Here is a 20,480-nt window from a genome sequence, read left to right on the forward strand (position 1 = left end):
AGAGTAATTCAGGATTTAACACCCCCTATCCCGTGAATAAGGGGAATAGGGGGTTAAACAGCGCTTTTCTGTCGTCCGGCCAGAAAATCAGGTCAGGTCTATTACTGTAATTTCCGGCAATATGCCCACCCGTCCAGGATAACCGAGGAAGCCGAATCCGCGGTTGACGTACAGGAACTGATCGCCTTTCTTATACAATCCGGCCCATTGTTTATAAAAGTACTGTGCGGGGCTCCATTTTAAGCCAGGGATTTCCACGCCAAACTGCATACCGTGGGTATGACCAGCGAGGGTCAGGGAAATGTCGGGATATTCCGGCCGCACTTGTGCATCCCAATGGGTAGGATCGTGCGACATCAGTATTTTAAAGGGAATGTCTGCCACGCCTTCATAGGCCCGTTTCAGGTCGCCATAACGGGGAAAACGCTTGATGGAACTCCAGTTTTCCACCCCGAGCAGGGCTATTTTTTCGCCCCCGCGCTCCAGTACTACGTTTTCGTTCATCATCAGTCTCCATCCCAGCTCGCCGTGTAAGGCCTTTACCCGGTCCAGGTTAGCATGCTGCATAGCGCTATAGCCGTTGGGCGTTTTGTCGGGCCAGGGGTAATAATCGCCATAGTCGTGGTTGCCCAGGGTAGAATACACGCCCATAGGCGCTTTTACCTCCCTGAACACATCCATCCAGTCGGTCATTTCCACGGCGCGGTCGTTGACCAGGTCGCCGGTAAATAGTACCAGGTCCGGCTTTTGATCGTTGATCATTTTAATGCCCTTGAGTACGGCCTCCCGATTGGCAAAACTACCGGAATGGATATCGGATATCTGCACGATGCGCATGCCTCTGAAGGCATCGGGCAGGTGCCGGAAGCCCATTTTAATTCGGTGAATGCGGTAATTGTATTTATTGGAAAACCCGTATACCAGGGAGGCGAAGAGGGTACCTCCGGCAATGAGCCCCAGGCGGTTAAGGAACTGGGAGCGTGTGAGCCCACTCACTACCCCGCTGCCATCAGGTAAGGCTGGTGTGCTACCTGAAAACCGGCGAATGATCCAAACCACCCCTCTCCGGAGATCGTCGATCAATAAAAACACGGATACGAGGAGTTTGGCTACCACCAGGCCCATAAAAATGGCCATGAGATACGATTTTAACACCGGCGGCCAGCTATGCCAGTTGATATAGGGCAACAGGGCCACCATCAGGAGGCAGCTGATAGAAATAAACCAGTAAACGGTATAGGTAATGTTCCTGACCCGCGGAGCCGACATATAAACCATGGCTCTGATGGCCTGGAAAACGTAAATATCTAACAACAGTAGAAAAAAAATCAGAATAATAGAGTTCAACCCAGGTCGCATTATGAATTTTTAATATAGTTTATAACCAGATAGCAATTTAGCGCAAGTAAACTGCTCAAAAAAGTTAAAACAGGTCTTGCAAGTATATAGACGAATAACAAGGAGGAGAATTGTATGTTTTATTTTTTTTGTTAAGTTAGGGGAAACAGTACATTTGCTGGCTGACCGGTTAACGAAGATAACTTTAATATTTTAATAATATATTAGTCATGCGGAGACCGAAACCGGCTAAAAATTAACCCGTTAACAGAAGACGGGGGCCTGTTTTGCGAACAGTTTGTGTATAAATAAATATACTGCAGCACCCGATTTTTAGGTAATCGTTGTATTTTTGTCCGATTGAGCTACTTTTAATCGTTACTTTTAAATATAAGGCGTAGATTAATTACCAGTTACCGGACGATTTATCGTTCGCCATTGGTAAGTGGTTTTATTCAAATGAATTGATTATGAAGTATACTTGTTACGGACATTCTTGTTTTGCAGTGGAAATCAAAGGAAAAAACATTCTTTTTGATCCTTTTATTACGCATAACGAGCTGGCAAAAAAAGTAGACATTCATGCCATAAAGGCGGATTATATTTTTGTGTCCCATGGGCATGAAGACCATACCGCCGACCTGATTGACCTGGCAAAGCGTACAGGGGCTACCGTGGTTTCCAATTATGAAATTGTTACCTGGGCAGGTAAGCAGGGATTAACAAAACTACATCCCATGAATACCGGTGGTAAATGGGCCTTTGAGTTTGGCACCGTAAAATGTGTGGTGGCGCAGCATTCCAGCAGTTTACCGGATGGCACTTACGGCGGCAACCCAATGGGCTTTATATTTATGACGGAAGAAGGAAATTTTTATTATTCCGGCGATACGGCGCTCACCCTGGACATGGAGCTGGTGCCGTCTGTTGCTACCCTGGATTTTGCCGTACTACCCATTGGCGATAATTTCACGATGGGTATTACAGATGCCATTGCAGCAGCAGAATTAATAGAATGCGACAGGATAGTGGGTGTTCATTACAATACTTTTGGCTACGTAAAAATTGATCCCGTGGAAGCTATCGGGCAATTCGGAGATGCTGGTCTGGATCTGATACTTCCTGAAATAGGGAGTACTATAGAGGTTTGAGGAGGAAGTGATCATAGCTGATTTATCCTTTATCCTATAAATAACCTTAGAATTTTTAAACAACACAATGGCTAGAATAATCGCAATCGCTAACCAGAAAGGTGGCGTAGGAAAAACTACAAGTGCAATAAACCTGGCAAGCAGCCTGGCTGTGCTGGAATTTAAAACACTGTTGGTAGATGCCGACCCGCAGGCCAACAGCACTACGGGGCTGGGTTTCGACCTGCGCAATGTGCAGCAGAGTTTGTATGATTGTATGGTGAACGATGTGCAAGCCAAAGACGTAGTACTGGAATCAGATACTCCCAACCTAAAAGTGCTGCCTTCCCATATCGACCTGGTAGGAGCAGAACTGGAGCTCATCAACCACCCCAACCGGGAACGGGTAATGAAACAGGTGATTGATAGTGTAGCGGCAGACTATGACTTTGTGATTGTGGACTGCTCTCCTTCCCTGGGCCTGATCACGGTAAATGCCCTGGTGGCTTCCAACTCGGTGATTATCCCCGTGCAGTGCGAGTTCTTTGCCCTGGAAGGTTTGGGTAAATTGCTGAACACGATAAAAATTGTACAAAGCCGCTTAAATACCGCGCTGGAAATAGAAGGCATCCTGATGACCATGTACGATGGTCGTTTGCGCCTGAGTAACCAGGTAGTGGATGAAGTAAAACAACATTTTGAAGAGAGTGTGTTTAATACCATCATTCACCGTAACACCAAATTGGGAGAGGCTCCCAGCTTTGGTAAATCTGTAATTATGTATGACGCAGCCAGCACGGGAGCTATCAATTACCTGAACCTGGCCAAGGAAATCCTGCAAAAACATAACTACACCAAAATTAAATCCAAAGATAAAATCCTAGCTATTAACGATGACCAATCCAAGTAAGAAAGAGGCGTTGGGTAAGGGCATCCGCTCTCTGCTTCAAAACATTGATACAGACCTGAAGCATACTGCCAGTACCCTGGGTGATAAGGTAGTAGCTGCTGCTACCGGTATTGAACGCATACCGCTGGATCTGATTGTAACCAATCCGAAACAGCCGCGTCGCGACTTTGATGAAGTTTCTTTACAGGAGTTGAGCCAGTCTATCAAACTGCACGACATTATTCAACCTATTACAGTAGCAAAAGTCAACAGCAAGAAATACCAGCTGATAGCCGGCGAAAGACGTTTGAGAGCCAGCAAACTGGCTGGTTTAAAAGATATCCCCGCCTATGTTCGCCAGGTGAACGACCAGGAACTGCTGGAACTGGCATTGCTGGAAAACCTCCAACGCGAAAACCTCAACGCTATCGAGGTAGGATTGAGCTACAAACGGTTAATGGAAGAATGTACCCTTACACAGGAACAGGTGGCCGACCGTATGGGCAAGGAAAGAAGTACCGTTACCAACTATATACGCCTGCTTAAACTCCCGCCTGATATCCAGGTGGCTGTACGCAATGGCCAGTTAAGCATGGGACACGCCCGTGTATTGACCGGCGTGGAAAATGTGGAAAACCAACTTTTCCTGTATAACGAAATTCTGAAAGCCGGTCTGTCGGTGCGACAAACAGAGGACCTGGCCCGCAGAATTAATCAAACCGACAAAAACCGTCAGCAGCCATCTGCTAAATTAAAGTTACCTCCTGCATTTCAGAAGATCCAGGATAAGCTTTCCTCTCATTTCTCTACCAAAGTAAAATTGGACAGGGGTAAGAGCGGCAAAGGCAGTATTTTGATTGAATTCTATTCGGACGAAGAACTGGATAGCATCCTGGAAAAAATAGATATATACGGTGGCTAACACGGCTCAACAAATACTTCATTTATCACAACGTTTTTGCTTACTGCTTTTGTTCATCATGGTAGCGGCTTTGCCGCTTCGGGCACAACAGGATACCCTGCGCCCTATTGCCAAAACCATGGACACCCTTATCCGGCCCGTTCCGGCGCCCGGTACAGACACGGTAAAAAAAGCGAATAAAGCATTGCTGACCGATTCCTCCTATGTTCCGGATTCCAGGTTGCCTCATAGTCCGCGTAAAGCAGCTCTCTACTCGGCTGTACTGCCCGGCCTTGGGCAGGTTTACAACAAGGAATACTGGAAAGTACCGCTGGTATACGCTGCTGTCGGTACCTGTACGTATTTCTTTATAGACAATATGAAGACCTACAAAATGTTTCGCGACGCATACCGGTTACGGGTAGACGGAAACCCCGATACCAATGATACCGGGGAAACCGTGAAATTCGATACCGAATCGCTGAAGCTCAACCGGGATCAGTTCCGGCAGTATGTAGATTATTCCGTATTATTTTTTGTACTGGCTTATGGCTTAAACATCGTGGATGCCACGGTGTTTGCGCACCTGCGTAATTTCGATATGTCTGATGACCTCAGCATGCGGATATCTCCAACATTGATTAATAACCGTACACTGGGCATCGGCATTCATCTTTCCATTGGCAATAAAAAGTCCAAAGGAAGCCGGTACTTTGCCGGTCGCTGATCATACATATATCAATCATCATCTAACATACAACTACAAAGGGTCATGAAAATAGCGCTCATCGGATATGGGAAAATGGGAAAGGCTATAGACGCCATTGCTACGGCGAAAGGGCATGAAATAGTGCTCCGTACCAGCAGCCAGCAGCCGCTGACAAGGGAACAGCTGGCAGGGGTAGATGTAGCCATTGAATTTACCGTTCCGGAAACCGCCTACCAGAATATTATCACCTGCTTTGAAGCCAATGTACCCGTAGTGAGCGGTACTACCGGCTGGCTGGATAAATTGCCGGCCATAAAAGCGTTGTGTGAAGAAAAGAAACAGGCTTTTTTACATACCACCAACTTCAGCATAGGCGTCAATATCTTCTTTGAAGTCAATAAAAAACTGGCCGAGCTAATGGCGCATCAGCCACAGTATAATGTGTGGATGGAAGAAATTCACCATACCCAAAAGAAAGACGCCCCCAGCGGCACCGCACTTTCCCTGGCTGAACAGGTAATGTCGTCTGTCACGCGCAAAACCAAGTGGGTAAATGAAGAAAGCAACCAACCCGACACGCTGTCCATCATCTCTAAAAGAATAGATCCGGCGCCGGGGACCCATATTATCAGTTATACTTCTGCCATCGATGATATTACCATTACGCATACGGCGCATTCCCGCGAAGGATTTGCTGCGGGCGCTGTAGTAGCGGCAGAATGGCTGAAGGGCAAAACCGGTGTGTTTACTATGCGGGAGGTATTGGGCCTATAGTGCCTGAGCCTCTGCTTTTAGCCCCACTGGCTGCTAGCGAAAAACTGCTTATCTTTACAGGAATAATAAAAAAGTGCCCGCTGCACTATTCGTTCATCCGGGAGGGATGCAAATCAGTCAGTATGTTATCAAAAAAAACACAATACGCTTTTCACGCTTTAGTACACCTGGCAGAAAATGTAGATAAGGGCCCTATCCTTATTTCTGAAATAGCCCAGGAGAAAAATATCTCTATCAAATTCCTGGAAAATATCCTGTTGGAATTGAAGAATGCCGGGATTCTCGGCAGTAAAAAAGGGAAAGGAGGTGGTTATTACCTGATGCGGCCTCCCAAAGAGATTGCGTTGGCTAAGATTATCCGCTTGCTGGATGGTCCTATCGCCCTGCTTCCCTGCGTGAGCCTCAACTACTACGAGCGTTGCGAAAATTGCCGTGACGAAGCCGTTTGCGGCTTGAATGAAGTGATGGGGAAAGTAAGGGATTCCGCCCTGAAAATATTGGAAAACAAGACGTTGAAAGATATCCTGACACGGAGCTAGGCCTAAAGCGACCAGCTTAAAGCAGAAAGCAAAAAGCTATTAAAGCAAATGATATAAGCGAATATCTTAATACTTCGCAGGTATTATTTGCTTTAATAGCTTTTTTATTTTAAGTGCTGCCATCCCAGCTTCCCTCCCATGGCTCATTTAAAAGAAAGAAATAAATTTTTACCCTATTAGTCTATCTTTTTTATAGGTTTTATGTATTTTTGTTACGGGAGTGACCGTAATTGCTCCGCTGGCACTACACACATCAATTTATAAGGAAGAGCTACATGACAGACATTACCACCGCACTGGCCAACAAATCGGTGGAGGAGTCGATACAGTACCTGGTAGAGCAATACCCAGGGGCTGTGGCTTTCTCAACCTCCTTTGGTCAGGAAGACCAGGTAATAGCAGATATTATCTGGCGTAACCATTTGCCGGTTAGAGTTTTTACCCTCGACACAGGGCGCCTGTTCCAGGAAACATACGATGTAATGGACCTCACCATGGCCCGCTACAAACAACCTGTAGAAGTATTTTATCCTGAAACGGCTGCCGTAGAAAAACTGGTGGCTGCCAAAGGGCCTAACAGCTTTTACGAATCGGTGGAAAACCGCAAGGAATGTTGTGGTGTCCGCAAAGTAGTGCCGCTCAACCGGGCACTAGAAGGCGTAAAAGTGTGGATCACCGGGCTCCGGGCAGAACAATCCGATAACCGCCAGGGTATGGAAACCCTTGAGTGGGACGCGCAACGCCACCTTTATAAGTACAATCCGCTGATTCATTGGGGTTACGACGAAGTACTGGCCCACCTGGAAAAGTACAATGTCCCTTACAATAAGCTGCATGATAAAGGCTTCATCAGCATTGGCTGCGCACCCTGTACACGCGCCATTGAGCCGGGAGAACATCCGCGCGCCGGCCGTTGGTGGTGGGAACAGTCGCACAAAGAATGCGGCCTGCACGGATAAAATGATCAAGTATAGCTTTTAGAATTCAGCATAAATCATTTATAGTCTATGACTAATCAAATCAATTGGGAATTTCCACAGGCACTGGAAGATGAAGCCATTTATATACTCCGCGAAACCGTAGCACAGTTCGAAAAACCGGTGCTCCTGTTTTCCGGCGGGAAGGATTCTATCACCCTCGTAAGACTGGCCCAAAAGGCATTTTATCCCGGTAAAATTCCTTTTTCTTTGCTGCACGTAGATACCGGCCACAACTTCCCTGAAACCATCGCTTTCCGCGACTGGCTGGTAAATACACTGGGGCTGGATATCATTGTAAGAAATGTACAGGACAGTATTGACCAGGGAAAAGTGCAGGAAGAAACCGGCAAATATGCCAGCAGAAACGCCCTGCAAACTGTTACCCTGCTGGATGCCATTGAAGAAGGCAAGTTTGATGCCTGTATCGGAGGCGCCCGCCGCGATGAAGAAAAAGCACGCGCTAAAGAAAGAATATTTTCGGTGAGAGATGAATTCGGTCAGTGGAACGCTAAAATGCAACGCCCTGAGCTGTTCGACATCCTCAACGGAAAAATCAATATAGGCGAAAACGTAAGGGTATTCCCGATCTCCAACTGGACTGAGCTGGATGTATGGAATTACATTGTACGTGAAAAGCTGGAAATACCATCTATCTACTTCTCTCATGAAAGAGAAATCATTGAACGGGATGGTCTTTACTGGCCTTACTCCTCCTTCCTTAATACAACTGCCGATGAAGTGCCTTTCCGCCAGAAAGTACGCTTCCGTACCGTGGGCGATATGACCTGTACCGCAGCAGTACTTTCCGAAGCAGACAAACTGGAAGATATTATTGCCGAAATCATGGAAGCTAAAATCTCTGAACGGGGTGCGCGTATCGACGACAAACGCTCAGAAGCCGCCATGGAAAAGAGAAAACAGGCAGGATATTTTTAATTAGTATCCGGGTATTTTCATTTAACTGAACACATTTTTTGAGCGGCAAGCCGCTGCATCTTAAAGCTAAAATATTATGGAGGTTTTACGTATAGCCACTTCCGGTAGTGTAGATGATGGTAAAAGTACTTTAATAGGCCGTTTATTATACGATACCAATTCTATTCCCCAGGATAAAATGGAGGCGCTCCACGCCGCCAGCAAAAGAAAAGGACTTGATTTTACGGATCTGTCGCTGCTCACCGATGGACTGGTAGCCGAGCGTGAGCAAGGCATCACCATCGATGTGGCGCATATCTATTTTTCCACGCCTACCCGCAAATACATCATTGCAGATACCCCGGGACATATTGAATATACCCGCAACATGGTAACAGGTGCTTCCAATGCACAGGTATCGCTGATATTGATCGACGCCCGCAAGGGAATTGTGGAACAAACCCACCGTCACTTCTTTATTGCCAACCTGCTGCGCATCCCTTACCTGGTGGTATGTGTGAATAAAATGGACCTGGTAGATTACAGCGAAGCACGTTTTAACCAGATCGTGGAAGATTTCCAGGTAATGCTGAGCAACGCCTCTTTCAAAGGCCAGGAAGTAAAATTCATTCCCATTTCGTCCCTATATGGCGAAAACGTAGCCAGCCGCACCGGTACCATCAGCTGGTACCAGGGCGATACCCTGCTGGAATACCTGGAGCAGGTATCGTTCGATCATGAAGATAACCAGCACCCAGCCCGCTTTCCCATTCAAAGCGTGATCCGGCCCCGAACTACCGAATACCACGATTTCCGTGGCTTTGCCGGTAAAGTGGCCAGCGGTCATTTTAATGTAGGCGATGAGGTGATATCATTGCCATCGGGACAAAAAAGCCGGATCAAAACGATTGAGCAATTTGAAAAGCAACTAACGGTAGCGCGCACACGTGAAAGTGTTGTGATTACCCTGGAAGATGAAATAGATAGCAGTCGCGGTAACATGCTGGTAAAAACCACCGATGTACCGCAGCAACTGAAAGAAGTAAGCGCTAATATCTGCTGGATGGACCAGCAAAAACTGACCAATGGTAAAACGTATTTACTGCAGCATGGCGTTAACCGGGTGAAGGCGAAAGTACAGCAGATCCAGTATATTACAGACGTTACCAATCACCTGCAGAAAGCAGATAAAACAGAGATGGGCCTGAATGATATCGGAAAAGTATCCATTAAGACTGCTGCCCCGATATTTGCCGATGCTTATCAGAACAATCCGGCCAATGGTGCATTCATCCTTATCGATGAATTTAACAACACCACGGTAGCGGTAGGATTTATTGATTAATGATATCCACATAAAAAAGAAGCAGCTAAGATGGGATAACTTAGCTGCTTCTTCTATTTTACAGATATACTAAATGTTCTTCAGCATATCTTCCGTCATGCGGGCCAGATCATACTCTGGTTTCCAGCCCCAATCCTGACGGGCCTGTGTATCATCAATACTGTTTGGCCATCCGTCTGCAATTTCCTGGCGGTAATCCGGCGTATAAGCCATCGTAAACCCGGGAATATGCTTTTTAATTTCTGCACCTATTTCTTTCGGTGAGAAGCTCATTGCCGAAAGATTATAGGCAGAGCGTACATTGATTTTAGCCGCATCCGCCTCCATCAGTTCAATCGTTGCCCTGATCGCATCCGGCATATACATCATAGGGAGGTAGGTGTTTTCGGAAAGGAAGCAGGTATATTGCTGATGTTCCTTGGCTTCATGGAAAATTTCGATTGCGTAATCGGTAGTACCGCCGCCGGGTGCTGATTTGTAGCTGATCAGGCCGGGGTAACGCAGGCTCCTTACATCTACGCCAAAACGGTGGTTATAGTATTCGCACCAGCGCTCACCGGCAAACTTGCTGATACCATAAATGGTAGTAGGCTCAATGATGGTGTGCTGTGGCGTGTCCTGCGCGGGAGAGTTAGGTCCGAATACCGCAATGGAACTAGGCCAATATACTTTGTCGAGGTTTTCTTCTTTCGCAATATCCAGTACGTTCAGCAGGCTTTGCATATTGATATGCCAGGCCAGCAGCGGATTCTTTTCACCCGTAGCCGACAGGATGGCTGCCAGCAGGTACACCTGGGTAATATTGTGACGGATCACCAGCACATGCAGCATTTCCTTGTTCATCACATCCAGCGACACATAGGGGCCTGTTCCTTTCAGCAAATCATGCTCTTCCCGCAGATCAGAAGCCACCACGTTGGTATCTCCATACATCTTTCTTAAGGCCAATGTCAACTCCACGCCAATTTGTCCACAGGCGCCAATGACCAGAATCTTATCTTTCTTCATACAAAAATATAATTGTAAGCTACTTTTTAAATCGGACCGTAATATTAACGGGTTCGCCGCTATTTCCACTCACGGCACCTCAGCGGATGACAATGTCATAACAATAAAAATACAAATGAGCAGCGCACATGGTTTTGGATTACAATACCATGACAATCACGGTAAATGTACTCCTTTCCACCCATGCCTTTACCGGATAATGCCTATCTTTGCCCCTTCAATTAAATGACCCAATTTTTTCAAGATATGAAGCACTTAAAAGCATTATTTAAAGAGCAATACAACCCGGAGAACTTTTTCCTGATTGCTGGTCCCTGTGTAATTGAAGAAGAAGAGATACTGATGACAGTAGCGGAAAAAGTAACGAAGATCTGTAAACGTTTACAGATTCCCTATATCTTCAAAGCCTCTTACCGTAAGGCCAACCGTACCAGCGTACATTCCTTTACCGGTATTGGCGATGTAGAAGGATTGGAGCTGTTACAAAAAGTTGGTAAAACATTTAATGTTCCTGTTACCTCCGATATTCACTCTGCAGCAGAAGCGGCTATGGCAGCGGCTTATGTAGATGTATTACAGATCCCGGCTTTCCTGTGCCGTCAAACAGACATACTGCTGGCAGCGGCAGAAACCGGCAAGGTGGTGAATGTAAAGAAAGGACAATTCCTCAGCGGAGAGTCCATGAAATTTGCCGTAGAAAAAATCAAGGGCGCCGGTAATGATCATATCATCCTGACCGAGCGTGGTACTACTTTCGGTTACCAGGACCTGGTGGTAGACTACCGCAATATTCCGATTATGAAGCACCTGGGTGAGCCGGTAGTAATGGATTGTACCCACTCCCTGCAGCAGCCTAACCAAACCAGCGGTGTAACCGGTGGTAACCCGCAAATGATCAGCACTATCGCCAAAGCAGCTATTGCTACCGGTGCGGATGGCTTGTTTATAGAAACACACCCCGACCCTTCCAAAGCAAAATCTGATGGCGCCAACATGCTGCGCCTCGATCTACTGGAAGAACTGCTGGAGAAACTGGTAGAAATCCGTAAGGTAGTGCGCTAAATAGCGCATTATGCTTTCAGCTTTTTTTCCGTAAATTCATAGGACATAAAAACTCTGTTCACTATGATTAGCATTCACGAATTAAAATCAGGTGATACCGTTATCACAAACTATGGAGGCACGGAAAAAGAGGGAAAGATTTTGCAGGTAGACCATGAGGATAAGAAAGTGTTGGTAGCTACGGATGAAAATGAGTATTGGTATGACCTGGACAACCTGTTGCCAGTTCATTTGACGGAAGCTACCTTGCTGAAACTACAGTTTCACAAAGATGAAACTGCTTCGTCGCCCGCAGGAGGTACTTTATATGTAAGAGGACCTTTCTCGGTAAGAATGTTTGAAGAAGGGCATAAACCCCTGCTTCAGCTGCACTACCGGGATGAAAGCAGGAATCTGAATGCGCCGATCACGCTGAACGAGCTTCAGAACCACTATCACGGCATGACAAATTTCCACCTGGAATAAACGTAAAAAACACCGGCCACACAGTATGTGTGGCCGGTGTTTTTTACTAATACACTGGCGCCGCATTGCTTAAACGATGTGGTGCAGCATAGCCCTACCCTTACCCGGCATTTCTACACGGGTGTATTCAATGCTTATCCACAAGCAATACTTATAGTTTATTTATCAGAGATAGCGAAGGGGGTTCCTTCTGGCATTCTGGATGTAATTTTTCATATTTACCCAGAATGCAAGGATCATGTAAACAATGACGGGGGAACCCATTGTAAGGAAAGTGGCATAGATGAAAAAGAAGCGTATGCGGGATGTGGCAACTCCCAGTTTATCACCGATAGCGGTGCAAACCCCGAACGCTTTCCATTCCACAAAGTCTTTAATCCGGTTCATAGTTCAAATTTATCGAATTCCGGCTGGAAAAACAAACTGTAAAGGAACCTTCTCTTCACCGGTTTAGCATCCTGAATATCAGCAATTTGCCGCCAGGAGGGGCTTTGATATACCCTATTGTAGCCCTCAAAGCAGGGTGTATAAATTTAATATAACTTTTTTTAATAATTCATTAAAGTATGTTTCCCGTGTGTAGCAAGCATTTGGCGATATGCTACCGGTATAGGAAGTTTATGCACAGTGTGTATCTCTTAAGTATTTAATTTAAAAACTTGTTGTTTTTAGTGTAATTTTGCAACCAATTTTTAACCGCTCTTAAATTTTTTTTTATCATGGTGTTTGATATTGACATGATTAAAGGAGTGTATGCGGCATTACCGGGTAAAGTGGAAGCGACCCGGAAAATGTTAGGTCGTCCGCTCACCCTGGCCGAAAAGATTTTATACGCACACTTATCCGCACCTACTTCTACACCTTTTGAAAGAGGCAAATCCTATGTAGATTTTGCTCCAGACCGTGTAGCGATGCAAGATGCAACTGCCCAGATGGCGTTGCTACAGTTCATGACCGCAGGTCGTGACAAAGTTGCGGTTCCGTCAACAGTACACTGTGATCACCTGATACAAGCTAAAGTAGGCGCTGTTCAAGATCTGGCGACTGCTAACGATACAAACAAAGAAGTTTACGCATTCCTTTCTTCTATCTCTGACAAATACGGTATTGGTTTCTGGAAGCCAGGTGCTGGTATCATCCACCAGGTGGTACTGGAAAACTATGCTTTCCCCGGCGGTATGATGATTGGTACCGACTCCCACACTCCTAACGCAGGTGGTTTGGGTATGGTGGCTATTGGTGTGGGCGGTGCCGACGCAGTAGACGTAATGGCTGGTTTGCCCTGGGAACTGAAGATGCCAAAGCTGATCGGTGTGAAACTGACCGGCAAAATGAGTGGTTGGACTTCTGCAAAAGATATTATCCTGAAAGTAGCTGGTATCCTGACTGTAAAAGGTGGTACCGGTGCTATCGTTGAATACTTCGGTGAAGGTGCTGATTCCTTCAGCGCAACTGGTAAAGCTACCATTTGTAACATGGGTGCTGAAATCGGCGCTACCTGCTCCCTGTTCGCTTACGATCAGAAAATGGCAGATTACCTGAAACTGACCAGCAGAGCAGAAGTAGCTGCAGCAGCTGATGCGGTGAAAGAACACCTGCGTCCGGATGCTGAAGTGTATGCTGATCCTGCAAAATACTACGACCAGGTAATCGAAATTAACCTGGATGAACTGGAACCTTATGTAAATGGTCCTTTCACCCCGGATCTGGCATGGCCTATCTCCAAATTTGCGCAGGCAGTGAAAGAAAATAACTGGCCTGAGAAATTGGAAGTAGCCCTGATCGGTTCCTGCACCAACTCTTCCTACGAAGATATTTCCCGTTCTGCATCCCTGGCTCAACAGGCCATCGACAAAGGACTGGATATGAAATCTGAATATACTATCACTCCAGGTTCTGAGCTGGTTCGTTTTACCATCGAAAGAGACGGCCTGCTGAATACTTTTTCACAGGTAGGCGGTGTGGTACTGGCTAACGCCTGTGGCCCCTGCATCGGTCAATGGGCTCGTCACATTGATGATCCAAACCGTAAGAACTCTATCATCACTTCTTTCAACCGTAACTTCGCGAAAAGAAATGATGGTCTGGCTTCTACCCACGCATTCGTTGCTTCTCCAGAAATCGTAACTGCGCTGGCTATCGCCGGTGACCTGACTTTCAACCCGCTGACTGATACCCTGACCAATAAGAAAGGCGAAAAGGTGAAGCTGGATGAACCTAAAGGTTTTGAACTGCCGGTGAAAGGTTTTGCAGTAGAAGATGCCGGTTACCAGGCTCCTGCTGAAGATGGTAGCGGCGTTCAGGTAATTGTTTCCCCTACTTCCGATCGTTTGCAGCTCCTGGCTCCATTCCCGGCCTGGGAAGGAACTGACCTGAAAGGTCTGAAACTGCTGATCAAAGCAAAAGGTAAATGTACTACCGACCATATCTCTATGGCGGGTCCATGGTTGAAATACCGTGGTCACTTGGATAACATCTCCAATAACATGCTGATTGGTGCGGTAAACGCATTCAACGATAAAACTGATACCGTTAAGAATGAGCTGACTGGCGAATACGGTGCGGTTCCAGCTACTATGCGTGCTTACAAAGCTGCTGGTCTGGGTGCTGTTGTAGTGGGTGATGAAAACTATGGTGAAGGTTCCAGCCGCGAACACGCTGCAATGGAGCCACGTCATCTCGGTGTTCGTGCTATCCTGGTAAAATCTTTTGCCCGTATCCACGAAACCAACCTGAAAAAGCAAGGTATGCTGGGTCTGACCTTCGCTAACAAAGAAGACTACGATAAAATCCAGGAAGATGATACCATCGATATCCTGGGTCTGACTACCTTTGCTCCTGGTAAGCAACTGACTGTTGAGCTTCATCATAAAGACGGCAGCACAGAGCAATTCCCGGTAAACCACACTTATAATGAACAACAGATTGAGTGGTTTAAAGCAGGTGGCGCACTGAACGTTATCCGTGCACAGAAAGCGTAAAGCATAAAAGCGTAAAGCATAAAAGCGTAAAGCATAAAGCTATTGTGGAGAATGATCTTAGCGAATATCTAAAAATCGCTTTGGTTATTCTCCACAATAGCTTTTTGCTTTACGCTTTATCGTTAACTTGTGCCAGCAAAAAGCACCTGACTATGCTCACCGAAAACGATTTAAAGATCCATTGGACCCAACTACACCAGCCCCTGACCATAGATACCTCGCTGGTAGATTATCAATTTGAATACCTGACTATGCTGTATGGCGGCTCCCAGCGGACTTATCACAATCTTACCCATCTTCGCCAGCTGATATCCCTGCTGGAAACCCATAAAGCGGCCATTAGCGATCCGGAAGCTGTATTGTTTGCCATCTTCTTTCATGATATGGAATATAATATCCTGTTTAAAGATAACGAAGAACAAAGCGCCAAGGCGGCAGAACGGCATCTGCAACAGATTTACTACCCGGCGGAAAAAATAACGATGGTCAGTGAGTTTATCCTCGCCACCAAAACACATATCAATACCCTGAACAACCGGGACCTCGATTATTTCCTGGACTTCGACCTGGCTATACTGGGTACAGCTCCGGAGGAGTACCAGGAATATGCCAGGCAAATCAGAGCTGAATATATCATCTATCCTGACCCGGTGTATAAACCAGGCAGAAAAAGATTATTACAGCGTTTCCTGGAGGCGCCGGCTATTTACCATACCCCTGCCTTCCGGGAATTATATGAAACACGCGCCCGGCAAAATATCCAGGCGGAAATAGACACTTTATAATTGAATGACATGAAAAGTATTGTAGTTTTTTGTGGCTCCAGCAGCGGAAACGACGCGGCATACCTGCAACAGGCCACCCTCTTGGGTGCTGCCCTGGCGCAACGCAAGCTTACGCTGGTATATGGCGGTGCAAAGGTAGGGCTGATGGGAGCTGTAGCGGATGGCGCCCTGCAGGCAGGCGGAAAAGTGATAGGCGTATTACCTCATTTTCTGCAGCAAAAAGAGCTGGCGCATACAGGTCTTACTAAATTGATACTGGTAGATACCATGCATGAGCGCAAAACAAAGATGAATGAATTATGCGACGGGGTGATTGCTTTGCCCGGGGGCTTTGGCACGATGGAAGAATTATTTGAAGTGCTGACCTGGGGGCAATTGGGCCTGCATAAAAAGCCTATCGGCCTGCTGAATGTAAACGGCTTTTATGCTAGTCTCATTGCCCTATCCCATCACATGAGCCAGCAGGGTTTTCTCAGCGCCGCCAACCGGGATATGCTGCTATGCAGCGACGATATCGATGAGCTGTTATCAAAACTGGAACAATATCAGCCCCCGGCAGGAACCAAGTGGATTACGCCGGCACAGAGCTAATTCCAGAGCGGCTTCTTTAGGGTAAAGCGGCGTACCAGGCTTACCCTGAAGTTGCCGGTACCAAAGGTTTGATAGGTGTGCGGAATAGACATGCCACTACGTATAGACATGCCTACATAGTGTATCCCGGCAAAATACCGGTTGGAGTTATAACCAATAGACGCGCGTACTGTATTACTGAATTGAATCCCGCCTTTACGGCTCACCTCCCCGTTTTCCAGGTATAAGGTGGTAATATTGCCTCCCAGGCCCGCTGTGAGCGACATTGATAAAAAGAAATGCTGCTTCAGCACAAAAGTATAGGCATACCCCGCATTGGCTGCCAATGACGATATACCGGTTTTATAGTAATGTTCGTCCCGCAAAAACAAGGTATCCACCATATTGGAGGGTATCAGGGAGGAATCGCCTTTTACCCTGCCCACGAAGAATTCACCTCCCAGCAGGAAAGAGCCGGCACTCTTTTTCTGGTACTCATTCTGCAGGTTAGAAGCCCGGTAAGAAAAGCGTTTATCATTGAAGATATACTGTGCATTTAGTCCTAAACCCAGGTTCTTAATATCGGGGCGTTGGGGATAAGGATGTTGCCCGGCATACTCTTTACCAAACACGCCCTGGGCGTTGGCAATGTAGTAACCCCTGTAGGACTGTCCGTAAAAATCTATTACCAGCTTACGCAGGTAAATATGCGATTGCAGATCGATATATTTTGTTTCCCCAAACTTATCATTATGCCGGTTGATAAACGGCAGGTTAAATCCCAGGTTGATGCCGATAAAACGGTAGTTGGCGCCAAAGCCAATATTGAACGGGGTATTGGGCCGGTACAGTATATGTTTGTTTTGCTTCCGGTCGGAGATGTCGTACTTGGTAAATTTACGGGAGCCGTATAAGCGGAAGGTAATATCTTCTGTATGTTCATCGATATACGAAGAGTCATTATCTGTTTTCAGCCAACGGAGAAACCTGCCCTGGGCCTGTGTTACCACAGTCCCCATACAAAGAGTTATCATCAGGCATAACAAAATACGATGCGTCATAAAGTTGTAGGTTAAGAAAACGATGATCAGGGCAATTCAATCACTTCCAGTTGTTGAATATTGCCGTTATCGAGCTGAAAACGCAATAATGTTTTCACTTTGTGCCAGCCCTGCTGGCCGCAGGCGCCCGGGTTCATGTGTAACAAATGCAGGGCCGGATCTGGCATTACCTTCAAAATATGTGAATGCCCGCAGATAAAGAGTTTCGGCGGGTGCTTTTTTAATATTTCCCTTACGCCTGGGGCATATTTTCCCGGGTAGCCGCCAATATGTGTCATCATCACCTCTACTTCTTCCAGGTTAAAACGTAATATTTCCGGGTAACGTATACGGATATCCGCACCGTCGATATTACCGTAAACGGCCCTGAATGGTTTGAAGGCTTCCAGTTTATCTGCCAGCTCTACGTTGCCGATATCTCCGGCATGCCAGATTTCATCTACTTCTTCGAAGTATTTGAATACCTGTGGGTGCAGGTAACTATGGGTATCCGACATGAGTCCTATCTTTTTCAAGAGAGATTGTATTAATATTATTATTTTGGTAACTATATGTCAAAACACACTACACCTATCACTGCCTGCCTGTTGATCTGTTGTCCCGACAGGCCTGGTATTGTTGCCGGGGTGTCCCGGTTTCTTTACCAATCCGGTGCAAATATACTTGATGCGAGCCAACACAGCACTGATCCCAGGGAGGGTTTATTTTTCATGCGTATGGAGTTTCAGTTGGACGAGCTGGACAAAGCCAGGCTGGAAGCCACTTTCCAGGAGGACGTAGCTACGCCGCTGCATATGGAATGGAAGATAGATTATAGCGATCAGCGCAAACGCATGGCTATCCTTGTATCTGCCTATGATCACTGTTTGCTGGAATTATTATGGAGATGGAAAAGCGGGGAGTTGCCGGTAGAAATTCCGCTGGTGATCTCCAATCACACTAAACTGGAAAATGATTGCAGCGCCATGGGGATTCCATTTCACTATCTCCCGGTAAATCCTGATAATAAAGCAGCCCAGGAACAGGCGGCCATTCGCTTACTGGAAGAACATACAATTGATTTTACGGTACTGGCCAGGTACATGCAGATATTATCCCCGGAATTTGTAGGCAGGTATCCGCAACGGATTATCAACATCCATCATTCTTTTTTGCCTGCATTTGCCGGCGCGCGGCCTTACCTGAATGCCTATACGAGAGGTGTTAAACTGATTGGCGCAACCGCCCACTATGTAACCAATGAGCTGGACGAAGGCCCCATTATAGAACAGGATGTAGCCAGGGTAAGCCATAAACATACTGTGGAAGACCTGGTGATGCTGGGGCGGGATATTGAACGGCAGGTGCTGACCCGGGCAGTGAAGGCGCATGTGGAAAACCGGGTATTGCTACACGGCAATAAAACGATTGTATTTTAGCAGAAGGCTGAAGGCGCAAGGCAAAAAGCTATTATGGAGAACGACCAGAGCGATTGTTAATATTCGCCAAGATCAGTCTCCACAATAGCTTTTTGCCTTGCGCCTTCAGCCCTCTGCTTATTTACCCAGGAACTTAGCCAGTTTTTTCCCGGCTACCGCATACGACTCCGTGATGCGCATACCAGTATCGAAATCGAATCCCATCATACGGCCAGGGGCATTGTCTACGGATATTTTTGCCAGGGTTTTACCCTTGTTGGCGGTTTCCACGATAAGGACTTCCGCATCAATATAGGAGTTTTTGCGGGCCACGCCTACATTGAATCCCGGCTCAATGAAAGTGGTGTGAAAGATCAGGGTATACTTCGCATTGGGGAAGCTACCTGCCTTAATGTCTCCATTGTCATTAAACAGCTCATCAAACTTAGGCTCATAGCGGGAAGCCCGGTCGGCTACCCATGCTTTGGCCCAGGCGTCGCCTTTACCTGGCTCCTTCTTATTGTACTCAGCTGTTTTCTTCTGTACATAATCTTCCTCGCTGTCTTTACCAACAGACAGGTGATCATACGTAAATTCGACATTGAGTTCTTTCTGGTCTTTTAATACAGCCGGATCACCGTCTACCAGTTTAATCTTTTGTGCTGCCGCGGGAAGGCACAATACAGATAACAGCAATGCTGCTGCTACTTTGGGGACTAGTTGCATAACATAACAATTTTGGACAAAAATATTGAATTTCCCGGGATAGCGGCGGATTTTATGTTAACTTTAATAAGCATGTTACTTACCGCATTATATCAGTATTTACGTAAAGAGTGCGATACGGTGATATCGGCGTACGATACCCTGCAGCAAACGCCGGGCGATGCAGATGCCGTACACCGGCTCCGGGTGGGCGTAAAAAAGCTCCGGGCATTTTTCGCCCTTGCCAAACAATTGCCAGACTATTCTTTCGGTGCAGGAAAGCACCTCCACGCCGCAAGGTTGATACAATCTGTGGGCGGAGCCTCCAGGGATGCCCACCTGCAGGGAAAGCACCTGCGCCTGTACGAAAAGAAAGTTGCCTGGCGTTTTTCGTTTGCGCATTTATTGCTACAAAAGAAACATACCACTGCTATCGACCTGCTACAGGTCACCGTCAAACATACTTCATTGAAAAAGCTGAAAACCTTGCCTGAGCGCTTCAGCAAGGCCATGGAGGAAATGGATAAAACTGCCGCTACCGAGGCGCTCCGCCAATATCTCTACCAACAGCATCAGCAAATTGTTTTGCCGGTCGGTAGGGTACATCATGCGGAATGGCATGAGGTAAGAAAGCGTGTAAAGTCATTGTATTACCAGTTGACCATACTGACGGAAGTGTTGCCTACCACCTACACGGATACGTTGACCAAACATGCCGGCAAGGCGGGTGAATTGCTGGGGCAATGGCACGATACCAGCGAATTGTCGTTGTTTGTAGGTCATACCATTACCCAACTAAAGAAAGAGAAAGTAACATTGCCGGAAGCGGCACGCCAACTGCAGCTACGCTTAAGAGCTGATGTCAAAGCCCAGCTGTTGCAGTGTTCCAGGCAAATAAAAACGTTGATGGAAATCAGCTATTAACA

Annotated in this window: 22 protein-coding genes; 16 read left to right on the forward strand and 6 right to left on the reverse strand. The window is 46.5% G+C overall.

What is annotated here, in order from left to right:
* Positions 1 to 87: 87 nt before the first annotated feature.
* Positions 88 to 1,314: a metallophosphoesterase gene (locus HGH90_RS07200; RefSeq protein WP_248276971.1), complete on the reverse strand. Its 1,227-nt coding sequence runs from the start codon at positions 1,312 to 1,314 to the stop codon at positions 88 to 90.
* Positions 1,315 to 1,808: 494 nt separating this feature from the next.
* Here HGH90_RS07200 and HGH90_RS07205 point away from each other — a divergent pair, with 494 nt between their 5' ends.
* The 9 genes from HGH90_RS07205 to HGH90_RS07245 all read left to right on the forward strand — a co-directional run bounded on the left by HGH90_RS07205 (position 1,809) and on the right by HGH90_RS07245 (position 9,520).
* On the forward strand, positions 1,809 to 2,489 hold the full coding sequence (locus tag HGH90_RS07205) for a metal-dependent hydrolase (RefSeq protein ID WP_168739398.1): 681 nt from the start codon (positions 1,809 to 1,811) through the stop codon (positions 2,487 to 2,489).
* Positions 2,490 to 2,556: 67 nt separating this feature from the next.
* Complete coding sequence (locus tag HGH90_RS07210; protein WP_168762319.1) at positions 2,557 to 3,378, forward strand: ParA family protein; 822 nt, start codon at positions 2,557 to 2,559, stop codon at positions 3,376 to 3,378.
* On the forward strand, positions 3,362 to 4,279 hold the full coding sequence (locus HGH90_RS07215) for a ParB/RepB/Spo0J family partition protein (RefSeq protein ID WP_168762318.1): 918 nt from the start codon (positions 3,362 to 3,364) through the stop codon (positions 4,277 to 4,279). Before HGH90_RS07210 ends, HGH90_RS07215 begins: the two co-directional genes overlap by 17 nt.
* Positions 4,272 to 4,985, forward strand: coding sequence for a DUF5683 domain-containing protein (locus HGH90_RS07220; RefSeq protein WP_169190735.1), 714 nt, complete (start codon positions 4,272 to 4,274; stop codon positions 4,983 to 4,985). Before HGH90_RS07215 ends, HGH90_RS07220 begins: the two co-directional genes overlap by 8 nt.
* Before the next feature lie 45 nt (positions 4,986 to 5,030).
* Entirely contained in the window at positions 5,031 to 5,741 is a 711-nt protein-coding gene (gene dapB, locus HGH90_RS07225) for a 4-hydroxy-tetrahydrodipicolinate reductase (RefSeq protein WP_168762316.1), read from the forward strand.
* Positions 5,742 to 5,863: 122 nt separating this feature from the next.
* The gene (locus HGH90_RS07230) at positions 5,864 to 6,280 is read left to right on the forward strand and encodes an RrF2 family transcriptional regulator (protein WP_145671430.1); all 417 of its coding nucleotides are present in this window, start codon (positions 5,864 to 5,866) and stop codon (positions 6,278 to 6,280) included.
* A gap of 275 nt (positions 6,281 to 6,555) precedes the next feature.
* Positions 6,556 to 7,239: a phosphoadenylyl-sulfate reductase gene (locus HGH90_RS07235; RefSeq protein WP_168762315.1), complete on the forward strand. Its 684-nt coding sequence runs from the start codon at positions 6,556 to 6,558 to the stop codon at positions 7,237 to 7,239.
* A gap of 48 nt (positions 7,240 to 7,287) precedes the next feature.
* Positions 7,288 to 8,196, forward strand: a complete 909-nt coding sequence (cysD, locus tag HGH90_RS07240) for a sulfate adenylyltransferase subunit CysD (protein ID WP_168739408.1) — start codon at positions 7,288 to 7,290, stop codon at positions 8,194 to 8,196.
* Between the two features lie 76 nt (positions 8,197 to 8,272).
* Positions 8,273 to 9,520 carry a sulfate adenylyltransferase subunit 1 gene (locus tag HGH90_RS07245; protein WP_168762314.1) on the forward strand — a complete coding sequence of 416 codons (1,248 nt, stop codon included), beginning with the start codon at positions 8,273 to 8,275 and terminating at the stop codon, positions 9,518 to 9,520.
* A 69-nt stretch (positions 9,521 to 9,589) separates the two neighbouring features.
* Here the strand turns inward: HGH90_RS07245 and HGH90_RS07250 are convergent, their stop codons facing one another.
* Complete coding sequence (locus tag HGH90_RS07250; protein WP_168762313.1) at positions 9,590 to 10,528, reverse strand: NAD-dependent epimerase/dehydratase family protein; 939 nt, start codon at positions 10,526 to 10,528, stop codon at positions 9,590 to 9,592.
* A 246-nt stretch (positions 10,529 to 10,774) separates the two neighbouring features.
* Between HGH90_RS07250 and kdsA the strand changes: the two genes are divergently transcribed.
* Positions 10,775 to 11,590 carry a 3-deoxy-8-phosphooctulonate synthase gene (gene kdsA, locus HGH90_RS07255; protein WP_186452541.1) on the forward strand — a complete coding sequence of 272 codons (816 nt, stop codon included), beginning with the start codon at positions 10,775 to 10,777 and terminating at the stop codon, positions 11,588 to 11,590.
* 63 nt (positions 11,591 to 11,653) lie between these two features.
* Positions 11,654 to 12,055 carry a hypothetical protein gene (locus HGH90_RS07260; RefSeq protein ID WP_168762312.1) on the forward strand — a complete coding sequence of 134 codons (402 nt, stop codon included), beginning with the start codon at positions 11,654 to 11,656 and terminating at the stop codon, positions 12,053 to 12,055.
* 165 nt (positions 12,056 to 12,220) lie between these two features.
* Here HGH90_RS07260 and HGH90_RS07265 read toward each other — a convergent pair whose 3' ends face one another.
* A complete protein-coding gene (locus HGH90_RS07265; protein WP_145671437.1) occupies positions 12,221 to 12,442 on the reverse strand; it encodes a PspC domain-containing protein in 222 nt (73 codons plus the stop codon).
* A 332-nt stretch (positions 12,443 to 12,774) separates the two neighbouring features.
* Here HGH90_RS07265 and HGH90_RS07270 point away from each other — a divergent pair, with 332 nt between their 5' ends.
* From HGH90_RS07270 to HGH90_RS07280, 3 genes are all read left to right on the forward strand, one after another.
* Positions 12,775 to 15,036 (forward strand): aconitate hydratase, encoded by a 2,262-nt coding sequence (locus HGH90_RS07270; RefSeq protein ID WP_168762311.1) that lies wholly within the window; start codon positions 12,775 to 12,777, stop codon positions 15,034 to 15,036.
* A 152-nt stretch (positions 15,037 to 15,188) separates the two neighbouring features.
* Complete coding sequence (locus HGH90_RS07275) at positions 15,189 to 15,821, forward strand: hypothetical protein (protein WP_168762310.1); 633 nt, start codon at positions 15,189 to 15,191, stop codon at positions 15,819 to 15,821.
* A 9-nt stretch (positions 15,822 to 15,830) separates the two neighbouring features.
* On the forward strand, positions 15,831 to 16,412 hold the full coding sequence (locus HGH90_RS07280) for a TIGR00730 family Rossman fold protein (RefSeq protein ID WP_168762309.1): 582 nt from the start codon (positions 15,831 to 15,833) through the stop codon (positions 16,410 to 16,412).
* Here the strand turns inward: HGH90_RS07280 and HGH90_RS07285 are convergent.
* Entirely contained in the window at positions 16,409 to 17,452 is a 1,044-nt protein-coding gene (locus tag HGH90_RS07285) for a DUF4421 domain-containing protein (RefSeq protein ID WP_168762308.1), read from the reverse strand. The two genes, HGH90_RS07280 and HGH90_RS07285, sit on opposite strands and share 4 nt — an antisense overlap.
* A 26-nt stretch (positions 17,453 to 17,478) precedes the next feature.
* Positions 17,479 to 17,967 carry a metallophosphoesterase family protein gene (locus HGH90_RS07290; protein WP_168762307.1) on the reverse strand — a complete coding sequence of 163 codons (489 nt, stop codon included), beginning with the start codon at positions 17,965 to 17,967 and terminating at the stop codon, positions 17,479 to 17,481.
* A 36-nt stretch (positions 17,968 to 18,003) separates the two neighbouring features.
* On the opposite strand from HGH90_RS07290, the gene purU reads away from it, so the two are divergent.
* Positions 18,004 to 18,870 carry a formyltetrahydrofolate deformylase gene (gene purU / locus HGH90_RS07295; RefSeq protein ID WP_168762306.1) on the forward strand — a complete coding sequence of 289 codons (867 nt, stop codon included), beginning with the start codon at positions 18,004 to 18,006 and terminating at the stop codon, positions 18,868 to 18,870.
* Positions 18,871 to 18,987: 117 nt separating this feature from the next.
* Here the strand turns inward: purU and HGH90_RS07300 are convergent, their stop codons facing one another.
* Positions 18,988 to 19,575: a hypothetical protein gene (locus HGH90_RS07300; protein ID WP_168762305.1), complete on the reverse strand. Its 588-nt coding sequence runs from the start codon at positions 19,573 to 19,575 to the stop codon at positions 18,988 to 18,990.
* 72 nt (positions 19,576 to 19,647) lie between these two features.
* Between HGH90_RS07300 and HGH90_RS07305 the strand changes: the two genes are divergently transcribed.
* Entirely contained in the window at positions 19,648 to 20,478 is an 831-nt protein-coding gene (locus HGH90_RS07305; RefSeq protein ID WP_168762304.1) for a CHAD domain-containing protein, read from the forward strand.
* Positions 20,479 to 20,480: the final 2 nt, after the last annotated feature.

It is taken from the genome of Chitinophaga sp. Ak27 (assembly GCF_012726295.1).
GTDB lineage: Bacteria > Bacteroidota > Bacteroidia > Chitinophagales > Chitinophagaceae > Chitinophaga.